Source organism: Streptomyces sp. NPDC087310 (assembly GCF_044744405.1).
Taxonomy (GTDB): domain Bacteria; phylum Actinomycetota; class Actinomycetes; order Streptomycetales; family Streptomycetaceae; genus Streptomyces.
Genome location: NZ_JBIUYF010000005.1, coordinates 622411 through 640414, shown reverse-complemented (window position 1 = coordinate 640414; position 18004 = coordinate 622411). Strand labels below are relative to the sequence as shown.

General features: G+C 71.6%; 20 protein-coding genes and 2 pseudogenes. 9 read left to right on the top strand and 13 right to left on the bottom strand.

All coding sequences use genetic code 11. The features are described 5' to 3' along the window. Positions 1–6 precede the first annotated feature (6 nt). The 4 genes from ACIO3P_RS22115 to ACIO3P_RS22100 form a co-directional block, all read right to left on the bottom strand. A complete protein-coding gene (locus tag ACIO3P_RS22115) occupies positions 7–450 on the bottom strand; it encodes an ATP-binding protein (protein WP_401853202.1) in 444 nt (147 codons plus the stop codon). Beyond that, on the bottom strand, positions 447–788 hold the full coding sequence (locus ACIO3P_RS22110; protein ID WP_329824866.1) for a metalloregulator ArsR/SmtB family transcription factor: 342 nt from the start codon (positions 786–788) through the stop codon (positions 447–449). The genes ACIO3P_RS22115 and ACIO3P_RS22110 overlap by 4 nt, the downstream gene beginning before the upstream one ends. Before the next feature lie 155 nt (positions 789–943). Then, entirely contained in the window at positions 944–1675 is a 732-nt protein-coding gene (locus ACIO3P_RS22105) for a response regulator transcription factor (protein ID WP_329824867.1), read from the bottom strand. A 51-nt stretch (positions 1676–1726) separates the two neighbouring features. Beyond that, entirely contained in the window at positions 1727–2251 is a 525-nt protein-coding gene (locus ACIO3P_RS22100) for a winged helix DNA-binding protein (RefSeq protein ID WP_329824868.1), read from the bottom strand. A gap of 177 nt (positions 2252–2428) precedes the next feature. Here ACIO3P_RS22100 and ACIO3P_RS22095 point away from each other — a divergent pair, with 177 nt between their 5' ends. Then, a complete protein-coding gene (locus ACIO3P_RS22095) occupies positions 2429–3907 on the top strand; it encodes an MFS transporter (protein WP_401853199.1) in 1479 nt (492 codons plus the stop codon). Between the two features lie 90 nt (positions 3908–3997). Continuing rightward, complete coding sequence (locus tag ACIO3P_RS22090) at positions 3998–4840, top strand: SDR family oxidoreductase (RefSeq protein WP_401853197.1); 843 nt, start codon at positions 3998–4000, stop codon at positions 4838–4840. Between the two features lie 69 nt (positions 4841–4909). On the opposite strand, the gene ACIO3P_RS22085 is transcribed toward ACIO3P_RS22090, so the two are convergent. The 3 genes from ACIO3P_RS22085 to ACIO3P_RS22075 all read right to left on the bottom strand — a co-directional run bounded on the left by ACIO3P_RS22085 (position 4910) and on the right by ACIO3P_RS22075 (position 6844). Continuing rightward, complete coding sequence (locus tag ACIO3P_RS22085) at positions 4910–5347, bottom strand: hypothetical protein (protein ID WP_401789361.1); 438 nt, start codon at positions 5345–5347, stop codon at positions 4910–4912. Between the two features lie 122 nt (positions 5348–5469). Next, positions 5470–6099 carry a helix-turn-helix domain-containing protein gene (locus ACIO3P_RS22080; protein ID WP_329824872.1) on the bottom strand — a complete coding sequence of 210 codons (630 nt, stop codon included), beginning with the start codon at positions 6097–6099 and terminating at the stop codon, positions 5470–5472. A 70-nt stretch (positions 6100–6169) separates the two neighbouring features. Continuing rightward, entirely contained in the window at positions 6170–6844 is a 675-nt protein-coding gene (locus ACIO3P_RS22075; RefSeq protein ID WP_329824873.1) for a rhomboid-like protein, read from the bottom strand. On the opposite strand from ACIO3P_RS22075, the gene ACIO3P_RS22070 reads away from it, so the two are divergent. Then, positions 6843–7778: an aminoglycoside phosphotransferase family protein gene (locus tag ACIO3P_RS22070; protein ID WP_401853194.1), complete on the top strand. Its 936-nt coding sequence runs from the start codon at positions 6843–6845 to the stop codon at positions 7776–7778. The two genes, ACIO3P_RS22075 and ACIO3P_RS22070, sit on opposite strands and share 2 nt — an antisense overlap. A 4-nt stretch (positions 7779–7782) precedes the next feature. Beyond that, entirely contained in the window at positions 7783–8259 is a 477-nt protein-coding gene (locus ACIO3P_RS22065) for a GNAT family N-acetyltransferase (RefSeq protein ID WP_329824875.1), read from the top strand. A 148-nt stretch (positions 8260–8407) separates the two neighbouring features. On the opposite strand, the pseudogene ACIO3P_RS22060 reads toward ACIO3P_RS22065, so the two are convergent. The 3 genes and pseudogenes from ACIO3P_RS22060 to ACIO3P_RS22050 all read right to left on the bottom strand — a co-directional run bounded on the left by ACIO3P_RS22060 (position 8408) and on the right by ACIO3P_RS22050 (position 11713). Then, positions 8408–9249: pseudogene (locus ACIO3P_RS22060) on the bottom strand (helix-turn-helix domain-containing protein). Continuing rightward, a complete protein-coding gene (locus ACIO3P_RS22055; protein WP_401853192.1) occupies positions 9246–9998 on the bottom strand; it encodes a DUF6879 family protein in 753 nt (250 codons plus the stop codon). Before ACIO3P_RS22055 ends, ACIO3P_RS22060 begins: the two are co-directional and overlap by 4 nt. Before the next feature lie 176 nt (positions 9999–10174). Further along, positions 10175–11713 (bottom strand): MFS transporter, encoded by a 1539-nt coding sequence (locus ACIO3P_RS22050; RefSeq protein ID WP_401853191.1) that lies wholly within the window; start codon positions 11711–11713, stop codon positions 10175–10177. Positions 11714–12047: 334 nt separating this feature from the next. Between ACIO3P_RS22050 and ACIO3P_RS22045 the strand changes: the two genes are divergently transcribed. From ACIO3P_RS22045 to ACIO3P_RS22030, 4 genes are all read left to right on the top strand, one after another. After that, complete coding sequence (locus ACIO3P_RS22045) at positions 12048–12257, top strand: hypothetical protein (RefSeq protein WP_401789337.1); 210 nt, start codon at positions 12048–12050, stop codon at positions 12255–12257. 78 nt (positions 12258–12335) lie between these two features. Beyond that, positions 12336–14540, top strand: a complete 2205-nt coding sequence (locus ACIO3P_RS22040) for an MMPL family transporter (protein ID WP_401853189.1) — start codon at positions 12336–12338, stop codon at positions 14538–14540. Between the two features lie 145 nt (positions 14541–14685). Further along, positions 14686–15537 carry a LysR substrate-binding domain-containing protein gene (locus ACIO3P_RS22035; RefSeq protein ID WP_401853187.1) on the top strand — a complete coding sequence of 284 codons (852 nt, stop codon included), beginning with the start codon at positions 14686–14688 and terminating at the stop codon, positions 15535–15537. Positions 15538–15671: 134 nt separating this feature from the next. Next, positions 15672–16007: an SCO0607 family lipoprotein gene (locus ACIO3P_RS22030; RefSeq protein ID WP_401853185.1), complete on the top strand. Its 336-nt coding sequence runs from the start codon at positions 15672–15674 to the stop codon at positions 16005–16007. A gap of 16 nt (positions 16008–16023) precedes the next feature. On the opposite strand, the gene ACIO3P_RS22025 is transcribed toward ACIO3P_RS22030, so the two are convergent. Further along, on the bottom strand, positions 16024–16215 hold the full coding sequence (locus tag ACIO3P_RS22025; protein ID WP_329824881.1) for a hypothetical protein: 192 nt from the start codon (positions 16213–16215) through the stop codon (positions 16024–16026). An 11-nt stretch (positions 16216–16226) separates the two neighbouring features. Continuing rightward, the gene (locus ACIO3P_RS22020; RefSeq protein ID WP_329824882.1) at positions 16227–17078 is read right to left on the bottom strand and encodes a helix-turn-helix transcriptional regulator; all 852 of its coding nucleotides are present in this window, start codon (positions 17076–17078) and stop codon (positions 16227–16229) included. 215 nt (positions 17079–17293) lie between these two features. Between ACIO3P_RS22020 and ACIO3P_RS22015 the strand changes: the two genes are divergently transcribed. Beyond that, positions 17294–17833, top strand: a complete 540-nt coding sequence (locus ACIO3P_RS22015; protein WP_329824883.1) for an ATP-binding protein — start codon at positions 17294–17296, stop codon at positions 17831–17833. Between the two features lie 42 nt (positions 17834–17875). Here the strand turns inward: ACIO3P_RS22015 and ACIO3P_RS22010 are convergent. Beyond that, positions 17876–17983, bottom strand: a pseudogene (locus ACIO3P_RS22010) (zinc-binding dehydrogenase); the annotation flags it as partial. Positions 17984–18004 lie beyond the last annotated feature (21 nt).

Below are 18004 nucleotides of genomic sequence, written 5' to 3'. Positions count from 1 at the left end.
CAGGGCCTAGAGCGGGAGCGTGATGCAGATGCTCTTGCCTCCGCCGTCCCCGTCCTGGCGTACGACCGCGGAGCCCGCGAGGCTGGACGTGAGTTCGACGACGGTGGCCAGCCCTTTGCACGCGGCGCCGGAACCCAGGTCCGTGCCGGGGGCCGGGGTGCGGAGGGTGGGCTGGTAGGGGTGGCGGTCGTGGACGGCGAACACGAGGGTGTCGTGGCCGGCCGCGTAGCTGACGGTGAGGCTGGGGGAGACGGACGCGGCGTGTCTGACGCTGTTGGTGACCAGTTCGCTCAGGATCAGCAGGGCCGGGTCGACGGCGGGATGGTGCGGGCTGATGCCCCACTCGGCCAGCAACTGCTGGGTGGTCTCGCGTGCCGTCCGTACGGCCCCGGGCTTGGCGGGGAGCGTCAGCACATGGCGGTGGGGCAGCGGGGCGATGCGCCGGGTCATCGCGCGGAGACCTCGGAGTCCCGCAGTTCCTCCAGGAGTTGGTGCTGACCGGCCAGCATCTCGGTCAGGATCCGCCGCGCGGCCCGCAGCAGCTCCGCGACGTCCCCGCCCGCCAGTTCGTAGACGACGGTCGGGCCCTCGCGGCTGGAGGTGACGATCCCGGAGCGGCGCAGCACGGCCAGTTGCTGGGAGAGCGCGGAGGGCTCGATCTCGATCTCGGCGAGCAGGTCCCGTACGGGCATCGGGCCGTCCTGGAGCAGCTCCAGTACCCGGATGCGCACCGGATGCCCCAGCATCCGGAAGAACTCCGCCTTCGCCTGATACAGCGGAACCCCCACGAAACCCTCGCTCTCCCTCTCGCCGCACCGCCCCCACGCCGGGGCGCACGGCCCGTACAGCATCTAGGCAATTGCAGAAGTTTGCAATTCCTGGGGAGATGGAACGGCCGTGCGATCCGCGCGGGGTGGGCCGGGCCTGCCGTACGGGGGAAGGCTCAGTGGCTGGGGCAGCCGAGCCAGTAGCCGAAGCCCCGGTGGGTGTGGACCAGCGCGGGCTCCTCCTGGTCCACCTTCTGGCGCAGGCGGGAGACGAGCTTCTCGATCGCCTGCCCGGCGCGGAACTCGCCCCAGACGTGCCGGCTGATCTGTTCCTTCGACAGCACGCGTTCCGCGTTGGCCATCAGATGGTGCAGCAGCCGGTATTCGGCCGGGGTGAGGCCGAGCGGGCGGGGCCCGCGCCGCGCCCGGCAGGTGGTGTCGTCCAGGACCAGGTCGCCGTAGCAGGGCGGCCCGGCCGGCCGCCCCGCGGGGCCCGGGCCGGGGCGGCGGGCGCCCAGCAGGGCCTGGGCCCTGGCCAGCACCTCGGCGATCCGTACGGGCTTGGTGACGTAGTCCTCGGCCCCGGGGCTGAGTTCGGGGGCGAGGCGGGGGAGGGCGTCGCACGCGGCCAGGAAGAGCAGCGGGGGCCGGTCAGCCGGGACGACGCGGCGGCCCCGGGCGAAGGCCGCCAGGTCCGGCAGGGTGGCGTCCCAGACGACCAGGTCGAACCGGTGCTGCGAGATCCGCATCATCCCCTCGGCGCCGGTGCCCGCCATGCCGACCCGGTAGCCCGCCAACTCCAGGGTGGTGGTGAGTAGTTCGTTGATACCGGGGTCGTCGGCGACGACCAGGACGTGCTGTCCGTCACCACGGCGCGGCGACAGCTTCTCGTTGAGGCTGCTCTGCATGACAAAACCGTTCGTCATAAGGACCGGTCCGCGCGGGGCGCGGCTCCGCCGTCAGGCGGAGGGCCGTACATCGACACTGTTCTCGGAGCGGGCGGTGAAGTCCTCGGCCAGGCGGCGGAAGAGCGCGGCGAACTCCCGCAGTTCCTCGGGCGACCAGTCGGCCAGAGCCTCCTCCACGCTCCGGCGGCTCACCTCCCGTACGCGGTCGACGGCGGCCAGTCCGGCGTCCGTGAGCCGGACGCGCTGCGCGCGGCGGTCGTCCGGGTCGGGGGCGCGGGCCACATAGCCGTGCTGCTCCAAGTGGCGCAACTGCCGGGCGACATGGGACGCCTCCACGGACAGCCGGACCGCCAGTGTTCCGGGGCGCGGGGCCGCCTCGCAGTCGCGTGCGGCGAGGCGCCGCAGGATCGCCACGGCGGCCCGGTCGAGCGGGAGCCCGGTCACGGTCTTCAGATGCTCGTGGTGCCGGGCCCGGCCCGCCAGGTACGTGAGGCGGGAGAGACTCCGTTCGATCTCGTTCAGATCCGTCGGGGCGGGCTCGGGGGCCGGTGCCGCCGGGGGCGGGGGTGTGGGCATGGGACCACCGTAGAGCTGCTTGCCTAAGTTAAGCAAGAGTTTGAAGATTGCCTGACTCAAGTAAGGCGGGCCCTTCGTCGGTATCCGGTCACGGTTGGGTAAAGTTGCTTAAGTCAATCAATCGGAATATGGTTGCGTGAGTCAAGTACACCTGAGGGTTCCCACGGAGGCACTTCCATGTCCGACACTCCGCCCACTCCCGCCCGGCACGCCGCCGGGGGCTCCGCCCCGCCGAGGGCGAACGCCGTGGTGGCGGTCCTGGCCTTCGCCGGGATCGTCGTCTCGCTGATGCAGACCCTGGTGATCCCGATCGTCCCGGAGCTGCCGAAGTACCTCGACGCCTCGCCGTCGAACACCGCGTGGGCGGTCACCGCCACCCTGCTCGCCGCCGCCGTCGCCACCCCGGTCGCCGGGCGCATCGGCGACATGTACGGCAAGCGCCGCATGCTGCTGGTCAGCATCGCCCTGCTGGTGACCGGGTCGGTCGTCTGCGCGCTCAGCGACTCCCTGGTCCCGATGATCGTCGGACGTGTCCTCCAGGGGCTGGCCGGCGCCGTCATCCCGCTCGGCATCAGCATCATGCGGGACGTCCTGCCCGCCGAGCGGCTCGCCGGGGCGACCGCGTTGATGAGCGCCTCGCTCGGGGTGGGCGGCGCGCTCGGCCTGCCCTCCGCCGCCCTCATAGCCGACAAGTTCAACTGGCACGTGCTGTTCTGGACCTCGGCGGTCCTCGGCGCCGCCGCCGCCGTTCTCGTCATGGTGCTCGTGCCCGAGTCGAAGGTGCGCACCGGCGGCCGGTTCGACCTGGTCGGCTCCCTCGGTCTGGCGACCGGCCTGGTCTCCCTGCTGCTGGCCATCTCCAAGGGCGGTGACTGGGGCTGGACCAGCGGCACCGTCCTCGGTCTGTTCGCCCTCGCGGCCGCCGTCCTGGTGGCGTGGGGCTTCTTCGAACTGCGGACCGCGCAGCCGCTGGTGGACCTGCGGACCACCGCCCGCCGTCAGGTGCTCTTCACCAACCTGGCCTCGGTGGCGCTCGGCTTCTCGATGTTCGCCATGTCCCTGGTCCTCCCGCAGCTCCTCCAGCTCCCCGAGGTCACCGGCTACGGCCTGGGCAAGTCGATGCTCTACACCGGCCTGGTCCTCGCCCCGCAGGGCCTGGTCATGATGGCGACGGCCCCGCTCTCCGCGGCCATCTCCAAGAGCAAGGGCCCGAAGGTCACCCTGATGATCGGCGCGCTCGTCGTCGCGACCGGGTACGTCCTCAACATCCTGCTGATGTCCGAGGTGTGGCACCTCATCCTGGCCTCCTGCGTCATCGGCGCGGGTGTCGGCTTCGCGTACGGGGCGATGCCCGCCCTGATCATGGGCGCCGTGCCCGCGTCCGAGACGGCCGCCGCCAACAGCCTCAACGCGCTGATGCGGTCCATCGGTACGTCGTTCGCCAGCGCCGTCGCCGGTGTGGTCCTCGCCCAGATGACCATCACCTTCGGCACCACCGCGCTGCCCTCGCAGGACGGCTTCAGGGCGGTCATGGCCACCGGTGCAGGGGCCGCGCTCCTCGCCTTCGTCCTCTGCCTCTTCCTCCCGCGCCACCGCCCGGCCGCCGTACCGGCGACCCCGGAGGTCACGGGCGTCCTTGACCTGAAGCAGGCTTGAGGTCCTAGCGTCGGACCGTACCGATCAACCACGGACGGCCGACGGCCGGCGGCCAGGGGGCCGGCGGCCCGGCAGGCAAGGAGCGGACCCATGATCCTCGTGACCGGCGCCACCGGGAACATCGGCGGCGCCCTCGTCCGGGAACTCCTGGCGGCGGGCGCGGGTCCCCTGCGGGGGCTCACCCGTGATCCCGTACGGGCACGGGCGACCGGGTTCCCGGACGGCGCCGAGGCGGTCCACGGCGACCTCGCCAGGGCGGCGTCGCTGCGCCCCGCGCTGGACGGGGTGCGCGCGCTGTTCCTGGTGTCCCGCGTCGGACCCGACGCGGAGATCCTGGCGGCGGCCCGGGAGGCGGGTGTGGAGCGGGTGGTGCTGGTGTCGTCCCTCACCGCCCTGACCCACCCGCACCTGGGCCCCGCGGGCGAGAATCTGGCCGTCGAGCGGTCGCTCCGGGACAGCGGCATGGCGTGGACCATCCTGCGGCCGACGCAGTTCGCCTCGAACACCCTGCTGTGGGCCGACACGATCCGCGCGCGCGAAACGGTCCGCGTGCCCTACGCGGACATCGGCCTGCCCACCATCCACCCGGCGGACATCGCGTCGGTGGCCGGCGCCGCGCTGACCGGCGCCGGGCATGAGGGGCGTACGTACGAACTGACCGGGCCGGCGCGGATCACGCCCCGGCAGCAGATCGGGGCCATCGCCGCGGCCCTCGGCCGGGACGTGGCGTGCGCGGAGACCGACCGGCGGGAGGCGCACGGCCGGTTGGCCGCGCTCCTCGGCGACGAGGCGGCGGACGCGGTGCTCGACGTGACGGGCGGCGACGTCAACGACGAACTGCTGAGGGTGCGCGACACCGTCGAGCGGATCACCGGGGCCCCCGCCAGGACGTTCCGGCAGTGGGCCGGGGAGAACGCCGCCGCCTTCCGCTGAGACCGGGACCTCTACCGGCAGCCCCGGCCGTCAGCCCTGACCGTCAGCCCTGACCGTCAGATCAGACTGTCAGATCAGGCCGGCGATGCTCGGCGGTGCGAAGAGGTGGCGGGCCCGGTGCTCCAGCATGAGCACGGCGGGGAAGTGCTTGGCCTTGACGTCCGACACACAGCGGTCGCAGCTCTCGTCCACCGCAGGGACGTCCTCGGCGTGGTCGGTGGCGATGTGCCGCGCGAGCCGGATCTGCGTGGTCACCACGGTGTCCATGGGGTCGTAGTCGATGCCGGGATCGCCCGCCACCCGCGCCGCGTCCACCACCTCGGGGGCCCGTTTCATCGCCTTGTACAGCACGGTGCACTCCGTGCACCCCCACATCCAGGACGGGGGGAGCGGCCAGTCCTCGGCAGAGGACTCGTCCTTGAGGGATTCGGTGGCCTTGAGGGATTCGGCCTGGAGAGGGTCCTGCTCGGAAGGTTCGTCCTTGGAGTGCTCGTCCTTGGATGCCATGTCAGGAACCGTAGCGACAGGAATGGGACGCAGCCAGCAGATCGGCCGAATCTCCCGTATCGGCGGCATCCCCTGGTCAGGCGGACAGCCCGCGCGGCGTCAGGCGGACAGGGCACCCGGTGTCACGCGGGCAGCCCGCGCATCGCGATCCGTACCGCTTCGAGCAGGGTTTCCACCAGGTCGGCGTGGCGCTCCTCCGGGGGCGTCCACGCGTACGCGCGCAGGGCGAGCTGGAGCGCGGAGAGCAGCATGCCCGCCTGCACCGTGGCGTCCATGCCGGGTTCCGAGCGGCCGGACCGGGCGGCGATCGCGCGCGCGACGAGCGGCAGCGCCGCGAAGCTCTCCCGTATCCACAAGGTGTGCAGGCTCGGCTCCTCGCGGGTGAGCCGCAGCGCGTCGAGAATGGCGCGCAGGGTCTCCTCGCCGGAGGGGCCCGTCGGGGTCAGCCAGTCCTCGCCGTCGAACGCGTCGAAGGCGTCGATCAGGGGGTGGTCCGGCGGCCAGGTGTCGAGGCGCCGGGCGATCCGCTCCGTGGCGAAGGAGTACAGCGGCGTGACGCACTCCTCCTTGGACGGGAAGTGGCTCCACAGCGTGCTGGCCGGGATGCCGGCCGCGTCGGCGATGTCGGCGAGGGAGGTGCGCTCCACGCCCCTGGCCAGGAACAGCCCGGTGGCGGCGCGGGCGATGTCCAGCCGGTGCCCGGCCCGTACCGGCGCCGTCTGCTGGACCGTCGCTGTCCGACCCGCGTTCATGCTCACACTCCATCGTCCGGGAACCACGGGGTCAGCGTAGTCGGACCGCCATGACCAGGTCCGTTCCGGGTTACGGACCGGACGCGGCACGGGTGTTACGCCGGGCGGCGCCGCTCCTCGTGGCCGCCTCCCGGGTCAGCGGACGGCACGCGAGACCGATGAGCACGGCCGCGAAGTGCCCCAGGTCGGTGAAGGTGCGCCCGACGATCAGCGGTGTGCCGAAGAAGATCAGCACCACGGCGAGATACGGCAGGTGCCAGGGGCGCGGAATCCGGTACGTGAGCACGGCGATCACCCCCGCGAGCGCGTAACTGACTCCGACGTCCAGGGTGTTGACGGCGGACTGCGGCGCGTGCCCGTGATGGACGGCCCAGCCGAGCACCCCTTCGCTGACCAGCGTCGCGCCGACATGGGCGAGAACGACGACGCCGAGCCAGCGCGCCGTCCCGAGCCACCGCTCGGCCGGGGCGTGGAACACCGTGTAGAGCACGGCGTACGGGAGCCACGTACCGCCGTCGATCCAGAACGCGCTGGCGATGAGGACCCGGACGGGGTCGGTGGACAGTTCGTGGATGTTGGTCGAGCGCTGGCGGAGGAAGGTCTCCTCGAAACCCGGCGACATCCGGTGCAGCGCGACGGTCGTGACGAAGAGCGCGGCCAGCCAGAGGTAGGTGCCCGGAGCACGCGTGACCCAGGCGCGGACCGGTTGGACCGGGACGCGGACCGTGTGAAGGATGCGGCGCATGGGGCGATTCACCCACGGTCCTAGGATCGGGGGCGTGATTGACATTCCGGAGGAGTTCGCGGAAACACAGTCGAGGGAGGGCGGGGCGGCGGGCCGGGCGTTCCTCGCGGCCCTTCCTTCCATGGCCGCCGACCTGCTCGCGCGCTGGGAGCTGCGGGTCAACGGCCCTTCCCTGACCGGCAGATGCGCGCTGGTGCTGCCGGTGGAGGACGCCGACGGCACGCCCGCGATGCTCAAACTCCAGCCGGTGGACGACGAGACGGCCGGGGAGCCGGTGGCGCTGCGCGCCTGGGGCGGCGACGGCGCCGTACGACTGCTGCGGTACGACGGTACGACGGGCGCCCTGCTGCTGGAGCGGCTGCGCACCGGCGACCTCGACGCGCTGGAGCCGCGCGCGGCCCTGCCGGTCATCGCCGGGCTGCTGGCACGGCTCGCCGCGACGCCCGCCCCGCCGGAGCTGCGCCGCCTCGGGGACATCGCCGCGCGGATGCTCGACGACACCCCGGCCCTGGCGGCGACCCTGCCCGCCGGGCCCGGCCGGCGGCTGCTGCTGGACTGCGCGGCGGCGGTACGGGAGGTCGCGGCCGAGCCCGGCGACCGGCTGCTCCACTGGGACCTGCACTTCGAGAACGTCCTCGCCGCGGACCGGGAGCCCTGGCTGGCGATCGACCCGAAGCCGCTGGCGGGCGACCCGGGCTTCGAGCTGATGCCCGCGCTCCGCAACCGCTTCGACCCGGACGACACGCTCTGGCGCTTCGACCTGATGACGGAGACGCTGGGCCTGGACCGCGCACGTGCCACGGCCTGGACGCTGGGGCGCGTGCTCCAGAACCTGCTGTGGCGGCTGGAGGAGGGGGACACGGAGCTGGACCCCGTACAGGTGTCCATCGCTCGGGCACTGCTGGCGCGCGGGACGGGGCGGACGGCAAGCTGAGCCCATGATCCGTACCGCCACACCCGCAGACGTACCGGTGATCCACGCGATGGTCCGGGAGCTCGCGGAGTACGAGAAAGCCCTGCACGAGGTGCGCACGACCGAGGAGCAGCTCCACGAGGCGCTGTTCGGCGAGCGGCCCGCCGCGTTCGCCCACCTCGCGGAGACGGAGGACGGCGAACCGGCCGGGTTCGCACTCTGGTTCCTCAACTTCTCCACCTGGCGCGGGGTGCACGGGATCTACCTGGAGGACCTGTACGTACGCCCCGACCGCCGGGGCGGCGGCCACGGCAAGGCGCTGCTGGGCGAGCTGGCCCGGATCTGCGTGGAGCGCGGCTACGAGCGCCTGGAGTGGTCCGTCCTCGACTGGAACGAGCCGTCGATCGCCTTCTACCGGTCGCTGGGGGCGCTCCCGCAGGACGAGTGGACGGTGTTCCGGCTGACGGACGACGCCCTCCACCGGCTGGGGGCAGGCGGGTAGGGCGTTACAGGGTTCTGACCGCGCCGCCGCCGACGCCCGCCGCCGACGCCCGCCCGGGCACCCTGGGGCGGGCGTGGTGGCCCGGTGCTGCTCGGCGGCCTTGATTCGCCTTGATTCGAGCGGCGCCGGGGCTTCTTCGGGGTGATTCTCAGATGAGGTCGAGTGCCCGCCGGGCGCGTGTGATCACGCGATGGGCTTCAGCCCCGTAGACGGCGGAGTCGGCGAGTGTCTGCCAGACCCGCTGGTACACGCCGAGGGTCGCGGAGTCGTCCAACCACAGCTCCGCGTGCCAGTCCTCGGCAATGGCCAGGCGGTCGTCGTACAGCCAGAACGCATTGGCCGGCGGGAGCTTGAGAGGGGCGCCCAGCGGGACGATTCCCAGGGCGACGGTGTCGAGCCCCAGTACACCCATGAGCCGGTCGAGTTGGGCAGCCAGTACGGGCGGCGGGCAGACCAGGGCGTGGAGAGCGGCTTCCCACATGATGATGTGGAAGGTCTTCCCCGGCTCGTAGAGCATTTCCTGGCGCTTTACGCGGGCCCGTACAGCCTCCTCCCCGTCCCGGACGGACTGGTGGAGGCCGGCGTACTGGCTGAACACGTGGCGGGCGTAGTCGGGTGTCTGGAGCATCCCGACCACCATGGAGCCCTGCCAGGCCCGGAGCGTGTGAGATCGCGCGTACTCGGCGGTGAGTGCGTCCTGGACAGGCTTGTGCCCGGCAGCCAGCCGGCGCCGCCAGGAGCGGGATCGGGACTCCAGCGTCCGTAGGCGGGCGATCAGTTCATCGGCGGCGTCCGGATGCCCTGTTGCCTGTGCCCATGCCCGGAGGTCCTCGGCTGTGGCGGTCTGGCGCCCCGTCTCCAGTTTGCTGACCTTGGACTGGGGCCAGTGCAGCACCGTAGCCAGTTCGCGCCCCGTGAGCTGCGAGCGGCGCGCAGCTCACGGAGCCGCGCGCCGAGGGCCACCCGGGCCTGTTGGAAGTCGGTGCTCACTCGGTGGAAGGTACCTGGCCCTCGAACTGGTCGTGGGCGACCGCGTGGTGCCAAGCGGCATCGCGTACCTGACAGGCGCGCAGGACCTCCACAGGGTCCGTGATCAGTTCGACGCCGGTCATCCGGTCGTCACCGTCGAAGTGAAGTCGTGCGACGACGCGCGAATCGAACAGCCAGAAGTCCTCTGCGGGGAGCCTCAGCCGCTCGGCGTCGCTCCGCCACAGGTTCCGGATGTCCTCTCCTACGGCCCTGTTGCGGCGGGCGTTGTCCAGGAGGTACCGCTGGCCCAAGGTCGGTGGGTCGTCCACGACGCGTACGCGCTCGAACCGCTTTCCGAGTGCGGACTGTTCGCGCCGGGACACACACCACGGGTCGTCCAGGTCCCACCCGGCATCCTCACCCCGGGCGAACCGGGTGTACGTATCGGTCTCCTCGTCCGACGCGTACCGGCGGCGGGTCTCCAGCCGCCAGGCGGTGTGCTCGAAGGTACGGAACATGCCGCCGAACTCATCGAAGCTGATCACCGTAGGCACCCTGTCGACGTCTCGTGGGGCGAAGTCGGCCAGGAGCGCGCGCGGCACCACCACGAACCCCTCCCCGGGCTTGACGTTGCGAAGTTGGGTCACGTCGTCAGGGTCGGTCACCGCGTCTCCTTGGACCAGGACCTCACCCGTGTCCAGGTCTTCGTAGAGCGTCGGACAGCCGTCGTTGCCGGAGTTGGCGCCGATGAAGCGAAGTCGCCTTGCCAACGTCGTTCCCCTCTCGCCCGAATGACCCGATGGGGCCGCCTTCAGGATCGAGCCGCCGATGGCGTTCTGTCCGCCGTGATTCTCGAATATTCCGATATTCCGAATCGCACGCGCTCGGACGCGGCGACGCACCCGCGCGCGGCTGACTCACCCGAGCGCGGTGACTCACCCGGCGCTCAGGTGGCGGCCTGCTCCCTCTGCGCCTCCCGCTGGCGCGGTGAGCGGGCCGTGACCAGCACCATCGCGAGGATCGCCGCCACCACCAGGATGAGCGCCGCCCAGCCGATGGCCACGGTGAAGCCGTGGACCGTAGCCGTGTTGACGAGCGCGGTCTTCTCCGACGGGGTGAGCCCGCCCTGGCGCGCCGCCGCCGCGAGGCGGCCCGTCAGATAGGCGGTGGTGCTGGTCGTCGCGACGGTGTTGAGCAGGGACGTACCGATGGAGCCGCCGACCTGCTGCGCCGTGTTGACGGTCGCGGAGGTCACCCCGGCGTCCTTCGGCGCGACCCCGCCCGTGGCGACCGACATGACGGGCAGGAACGTCAGCCCCATGCCGAGACCGAGCATCAGCGTGCCGGGCAGGATGTGGCCCGCGTAGCTGGAGTGGGTGTCGATGAAGGTGAGGCTGAACAGCCCGCCCGCCGCGAGCAGCAGCCCGGGGCCCATGAGCAGGCGCGGCGGTACGAAGTGCAGCAGCCGGGCGGCGATCTGCGTCGAACCGATGATGATCATCGCGCACATCGGGAGGAAGGCCAGGCCGGTCCTGAGCGGCGAGTAGCCCAGGATGTTCTGGAGGAAGAACGTCATGAACAGGAACAGCCCGAACATGCCGATCGTCGTCAGGCACATCGTGAGGACGGAGCCGCCCCGGTTGCGGTTGTTGATGATGTGCGGCGGCAGCAGCGGGCTCGGCGCGCGCGTCTGCCACCAGGCGAACACGGTCAGCAGCACCACGGCGCCGCACAGCAGGCCGAGGACCAGCGGTGAGGACCAGCCGGAGGACTCGGCCTCGCTGAAGCCGTAGACGAGGGCGACGAGCCCGCCGCAGCCGAGGACGACGCCCGGGATGTCGAGGCGGGACTCCTTGTGCCCGGCCCGGTCGTGCAGCAGCGTGAACGCGCCGAAGACGGCGAGCGCGGCGATCGGCACGTTCACGTACAGACACCAGCGCCAGGACAGGAACTCGGTGAGGATGCCGCCGAGCAGCAGCCCGATGGCCGCCCCGCCGCCCGCGATGGCGCTGTAGATCCCGAACGCCTTCGCACGCTCCCTGCCGTCGCTGAACGTCGTGGTGAGCAGGGAGAGCGCGGAGGGCGCGAGGACCGCCGCGAACATGCCCTGGAGGGCGCGGGCCGCGAAGAGCATGGGCGGGCTCTGGGAGGCGCCGCCCAGCGCGGAGGCGGCGGCGAAGCCGATGAGGCCGACGATGAAGGTGCGCTTGCGGCCGACGAGGTCGGCGATCCGGCCGCCGAGCAGCAGCAGCCCGCCGAAGGCGAGGGTGTACGCGGTGATCACCCACTGCCTGTTCCCGTTGGTCAGCCCCAGCTCGCGCTGGGCTGAGGGCAGGGCGATGTTCACGATGGTGGCGTCGAGCACGACCATGAGCTGCGCCATCGCGATGACGGCGAGGCCCCACCAGCGATGGGCCTCGGGGTCGGTGTCGGAGGTACCGGGCCGTGCGCCGGGTGCCGCGCCGAGTGTCGCCGGGTCGCTCATCGGTTCTTCCCTCGCAGTGGCTCCGTGGTGGCTCCGTGGTGGCTCGGCAGGGGCTCGGTAGTGGCTCCGTAGGGGATCGGCAGGCGCGCGGACCTCAGGCGCGTGGACCTCTGGACAGGACACCACGAATGGGGCGTATCCGCCTCTCGTGCCCCCGGTCGTGCCCCCGGTCGTGCCCTCGCGTATCGGGCCGTGGTGTACCCCGCTACACCACCGGTTCGGGAGTGGACCACCTCGTCCGGGCGCGGGCGCGCCGGGAGGGTTGAAGCCAGAAGGTCACCGCTCCGGAACAGCCGTTCCCGGACCCCCGCTCCCGAACCCCCAAGGAAACGTCATGAAGGCGCTGCTCTCCTCCCGTCCCGTCCTCTGGTTCCTGTTCCTCTTCAACCTGGTCGTCGCCGTGATCGCGCCCTTCGTCCTGGACGGCGCACAGGGCGTCGCGACGGCCGTCGGCATGGCCGCCGTCTCGCTCGGGGCGCGGATCGGCCTGCTCCGGGACGACGCGCGCCGACGCCCGGCGGCGGCTCAGCGGCACCCGGCCTGACGATCCCCGACGGTCCGGTCGCGGCAACACCTCCCCGTCCCCGCCCTCCCTCGAACCGAACGCTGGAGATCTCTCCCCGTGGCCGCTTTCCTCCACCGACTGGGCCGGCTGGCCTTCCGGCGACGCTGGTACGTCACCCTGCTGTGGGTGGCCGTCCTGGCCGCCGTCGGCTTCGGCGCCGCCAAGGCGCCCGCCGCCGCCGACGAGGCGAACACCATGCCGGGGATCGAGTCCCAGAAGGCGTTCGACCTGATGGAACAGCGCTTCCCCGGGGCCTCGGCCGACGGGGCGACCGCCCGTATCGTCTTCGTCGCCCCGGACGGGCAGAAGATCACCGCCGCCGCGCACCGGGCCGCCGTCGACCGGCTGGTGGCCGAGGCGGCCGACGGACCGCAGGTCGCCGGTGCGGTGAGCCCGTACGAGGCCGGCGCGGTGAGCGAGGACGCGACGACCGCGTACGCCACCGTCACCTACAAGGTGACGGCCGGCGACCTGACCGACACCACCAAGGGCGACCTGGAGACGGCGATAGGCCAGGCCCGGGACGCGGGCCTGACCGTCGAGACCGGCGGCGACGCGCTGGCGAGCCAGCCTTCCGCGGGCGGCTCGGCCGAGGCGATCGGCATCGCCATCGCCGCCGTGGTCATGCTGATCACCTTCGGTTCGCTGGCCGCCGCCGGGCTGCCGCTGCTCACGGCGGTCCTCGGCGTCGGGGTCAGCATGGCGTCGATCCTCGCCCTGGGCAGTACGTTCGGACTGACCGCCACCACCGGCACCCTGGCCTCCATGCTCGGCCTGGCGTGCGGCATCGACTACGCCCTGTTCATCGTCTCCCGCTACCGCGAGGAACGGGCCAAGGGGCACGCGCCCCAGGAGGCGGCCGGGCTGGCCGCCGGGACCGCCGGATCCGCGGTCGTCTTCGCCGGGCTGACCGTCGTCATCGCGCTCGCCGGGCTGTCGGTGGTCGGCATCCCGATGCTGACCAAGATGGGGCTGGCCGCCGCGGGCGGGGTCACCGTCTGCGTCCTCGTCGCGCTGACCCTGGTCCCGGCCCTCCTCGGCTTCTGGCCGAACGCCGTCCTGTCCCGCCGTGCCCGCAAGCACGGCCACGCGAAGGAGGGCGGGGAGCGCAACGGCGGCAGCCGCTGGGCCCGGTTCGTCCTGCGCCGGCCCCTGCCCGTACTGCTCGTCTCGGTCGCCGGTCTCGGCGCGCTGGCCGTACCGGTCATGGACCTCCAACTGGGCATGCCCGGTGCCGAGTCCAAGCCCGTCTCGACCACCGAGCGCCGCGCGTACGACGACCTCGCCGAGGGGTTCGGCCCCGGCTTCAACGGTCCGCTGACCATCGTCGTGGACGCCAGGGGCGCCGACGCCCCGAAGGACGCCGTCACCACCATCGAGCGGCGGATCAAGGCCACGGAGGGTGTCGTGTCGGTCTCCCCGGCGCGGTTCAACGCCGAGGGCGACACCGCGGTCTTCTCCGCCGTACCGGCCACCGCGCCGACCGACGAGCGGACCAAGGACCTCGTCAGGACGATCAGGGCCGAGCGCCCCGCGAGCGAGTCGGCGACCGGCGCGACCTTCGAGGTCACCGGCAGCACGGCGATGAACATCGACATCGCCGGGAAGGTCCAGGACGCGCTGGTCCCGTATCTGATCGTCGTCGTGGGCCTCGCCGTCCTGCTGCTGATGGTGGTCTTCCGGTCCGTGCTCGTCCCGATCAAGGCGGCCCTCGGCTTCCTCCTCTCGGTGCTCGCGTCGCTGGGCACCGTCATCGCGGTCTTCCAGTGGGGCTGGGGCGCCGAGCTGCTGGGCGTCGAGTCGACGGGCCCGATCATGAGCCTGATGCCGATCTTCCTGGTGGGCATCGTGTTCGGACTCGCCATGGATTACGAGGTGTTCCTCGTCGCCCGGATGCGGGAGGCGTACGTCCACGGGGACGGTCCCGGCCAGGCGGTCGTCACCGGGTTCCGGCACAGCGCCCGTGTGGTGGTGGCAGCGGCGCTGATCATGATGGCGGTGTTCTCCGGGTTCGTCGGCGCCGGTGAGTCCATGATCAAGATGATCGGCTTCGGGCTGGCCGTCGCCGTCCTGCTCGACGCGTTCGTCGTCCGCATGGCCCTCGTACCGGCCGTACTCGCCCTCCTCGGCAGGGCCGCCTGGTGGATGCCCCGCCGGCTCGACCGGATCCTGCCCCGCGTGGACGTCGAGGGCGAAGCCCTCACCCGCGACCCGGCCCCCGTCCCCCCGGCCCCGGCCGACCGCGACCCGGCCCGCGTCTGACCCTCCCTCCATCCCCTTGACCGGGGTCGCCGAAAGCGGCGGCGGCCCCGTCGCGCCGTACCCCGTGGGGACGGGGGAACGGCGCGATCCCGGCCCGGCGGCCGGACCCTGCCCAGGGTCCGGCCGCCGGGTATCTTCGCCGGTCATGGACCTACGCACGCTGCGCTACTTCGTGGCCGTCGCCGAGGAACTCCACTTCGGCCGCGCCGCCGCCCGGCTGCACATGAGCCAGCCGCCGCTGAGCCGGGCGGTCAAACACCTGGAGACCGGCCTCGGCGCCACCCTGCTGCACCGCTCGCCCACGGGCGTCACGCTCACCCCGGCCGGTGCGGTGCTGCTGGACGAGGCGCGCACCCTGCTCGACCGGGCCGACGGGCTACGCGTACGGGTCGCGGCGGCGGCCGGCGCCGCGACCATCACCGTCGGCATCCTGGGCGACGGCACCGACCGGGGCGCGACCCGGCTCGCCGCCGCGTACCGCCGACAGCACCCGGGCGTCGAGGTCCGCGTCCGCGAGACCGACCTGACCGACCCGACCTGCGGACTGCGCGCCGGACTGGTCGATGTCGCCCTGACCCGCGCCCCCTTCGACACGGCCGGCCTGACCGTACGCGAACTGCGTGCCGACCCGGTGGGTACGGTGCTGCGCGCCGACGACCCGCTGGCCCGCCACGACCACCTGAAGCTGGCGGACCTCGCCGACCGGCGCTGGTTCCGCTTCCCTGACGGCACCGACCCGCTCTGGCAGGCGTACTGGCACGGCGGCGAGCCCCGCGAGGGCCCGGTGGTGCGCGGCGTCCAGGAGTGCGTCCAGGCCGTGCTGTGGAACAGCACGGTCGGCATGACGCCGCTCGGACACGACCACCCGGCGGAACTGGCCGTGGTCGAACTGATCGACATGGCGCCGAGCCGCGTGGTGGCCGCGTGGAACGAGGGCGACCCGAACCCACTGATCCGCTCGTTCGTCCACCTCGCGACGACCGCCTACCGCGTCTGACCGCCGTGCGGCTCCGCCTCGGGCTGCCGGTCGATGTGGCCGCGCCCGCACATCAGTTGAGTACGTGTACTCACGCCTGCGTGCGGGCCGTCGCGCAGGATGGTCCGCACAGACCCGAATCGAAGGAGCCACCCATGCGTGCCACCGCCGGATTCCGTACCTCCTCCCTCGTACGCGGCAGGCGCATGCTGCGATCGGCGGCCGGCCTGGCCCTGGCCTGCGCGGCCGTCGCGACGCTCACCAGTTGCTCGATGGAGGACGCGAGTTGCGGTGGCGGCGAGTACGGGGTGATCACGGTGGGCAGCACCGGCCAGGCGTGCGTGCCCAAGGGCGAGGAACCCCCGAAGGGGTACACCCGCTTCCCGGAGGGCAAGGAGCCGGAGCACGTCGGCGACAAGTGGGACGTCTACTGGGAGACCCACACCGTCGACGAGAAGGGCAACATCATCGACGCCCCCGACGACAAGTGACGATCGCCTCGGCCTGCTAGAGCAGGTGGTCGGCTTTGCCGGCTTTGATGTCGCGGATGAGGGTGGCGAGGGCTTCGCGGGTGTCGGTGAGGTAGGTGTCCTCTTGGCCTGCGACTGCTATGTAGGCGTTGCCGTCGGGGTCGGTGCCGATGCGGAAGCAGTTGTTGCCCGCGCCGCAGAACGGGTCTTCCCAGGTGATCTTGGGCATGGCTGAGGTCCTTACAGTTCGCGGATGATGCTGTGGATGACGTCTCGGGAAGCAGGCGTGGACAGACACGCCTCGTCCATCCAGTCCAAGTGTGCTCGGTACTTGGACAGTTGTTCTGCGGTGTGCATGAAATCCGGGCCGTGCGCCGAATCGAGCTGCACGGTGTCGAGTTGGGGGACGGCCCCCTCGGCATAGAGAAGGGCGTGTCCGGCGCCGGGGAAGCTGCCGAGTTCGATAGGCACTATGCGGACGGTGACGTTGTCCCGCTCGCTCGCTTCGACCAGAGTGCTGAGCTGCTTCTTGGTCGTGTCACGGCCCCCGAAGCGCATCCGCAGGGCGGCCTCGTGCACGTAACCCGTGTAACCGGCGGGCTGCTCGCGGGTGAGTACACGCTGGCGGTCCATCCGATGGGCCACATGCAGTTCGACTTCGAGACGCGAGAAGGCGGGAAGCACTGCGGAAAAGACGCTGCGGGCGTAGTCCTCGGTCTGGAGCAGACCAGGGATGTGAACCGTCTGGATGGTCTGGATCCGGGTTGAGTGCCATTCCAGTTCGGCGATGTCCATGAACCCGGGTGACAGCTTCTTCCGGTACTCGTCCCACCAGTTCCGCTGGTGGATCGTGCCGAGTTCCACGAGGGCGTCCACGTAACGCTCGTCCGTGCAGCCGCAGTGGGCGGCCAGTGCGCGCAGCCGTTCCGGGCTGATGTTGCGGACCCCCGCCTCGATGTTCGAGATCTTGCCCCGGTCGACGCCGATCAACTCGGCGACCCGTTCGGCGGTCATGCCCGCGACCATGCGCAACTTCTTGATCTCGGCGCCGAGTCGCTTCTGCCGCTGCGTGGGCGTGGTCCGTGGGGGCATGGAGATCCTTCCTGTCCGATGCTCAGTCTGGCGGGCATCACGATACGGGGCTACTGGTGATGCACTATCCGAGCGTTGGGGTGGCGCATGATGCACTCGATACCCTACCTTCAGTAGTGCGACGCTCACGCAAAGCAAGCATGGAGAGCGTTGCGCAAGCGTGCCACCTGTGTCCACCGGCACGAACAACCACCCCACCGCCGAGCGGAGTTGTCATGCCCGAAAACGGAACCGCCCCCGCCGCGAACCCCGTCCCGCGCTTCACCCAGTGCCCTCCGCCGCCGCAGGACCCCGAGGAGCCCGCGCCCGGGAATCTCGCGTACGGTCTCGCCCTGCCCTCCGCCGTCGCCACGCCCGCCATCGCTCGGGAGGCCGCCGAGGTCATCCTCGATGTCCACTGCGTGGCGGACCTGCTGATCGACCCCGCCCTGCGCCTCGTACGCGAACTCGTCGCCTACGCCTGCGCTTTCACCGCGTCCGGGGAGCAGATCCACCTCGCCCTCCATCACGACCTGGAGGGCGCCCTGCGGGTCACCGTGCACGACACCCACGCCGCCCATACCCACCCCCGTCTCGCCGCCGCGTGCGACGAACGCCGCCTGGACGCGCTCGAAGGCGTGCCCGAACTGGTGGAGACCCACCACGGAAGCTGGGGGTTCGGGGCCGCGCACCACTTCGGTGCGGGCGCTGGTACCGGTACCGGAACTCGTACCTGGGCCACCCTTGTCCACACTCCGCGCCGCTGGGCCGCCTGACCGCGGATCAGAGGCCAAGGGGCCAGGGGGCAGGGGCCGGGCTTACGGCTCCAGGACCACCTTGCCCATCGTTCCGCGCATCTCCTGCGCGGTATGCGCCCACGCCGCGTCCGCCAGGGGGAAGCGTTGTACGGCCGGGCGGAGCCGGCCGCCCGGGACCGTCCATGACGG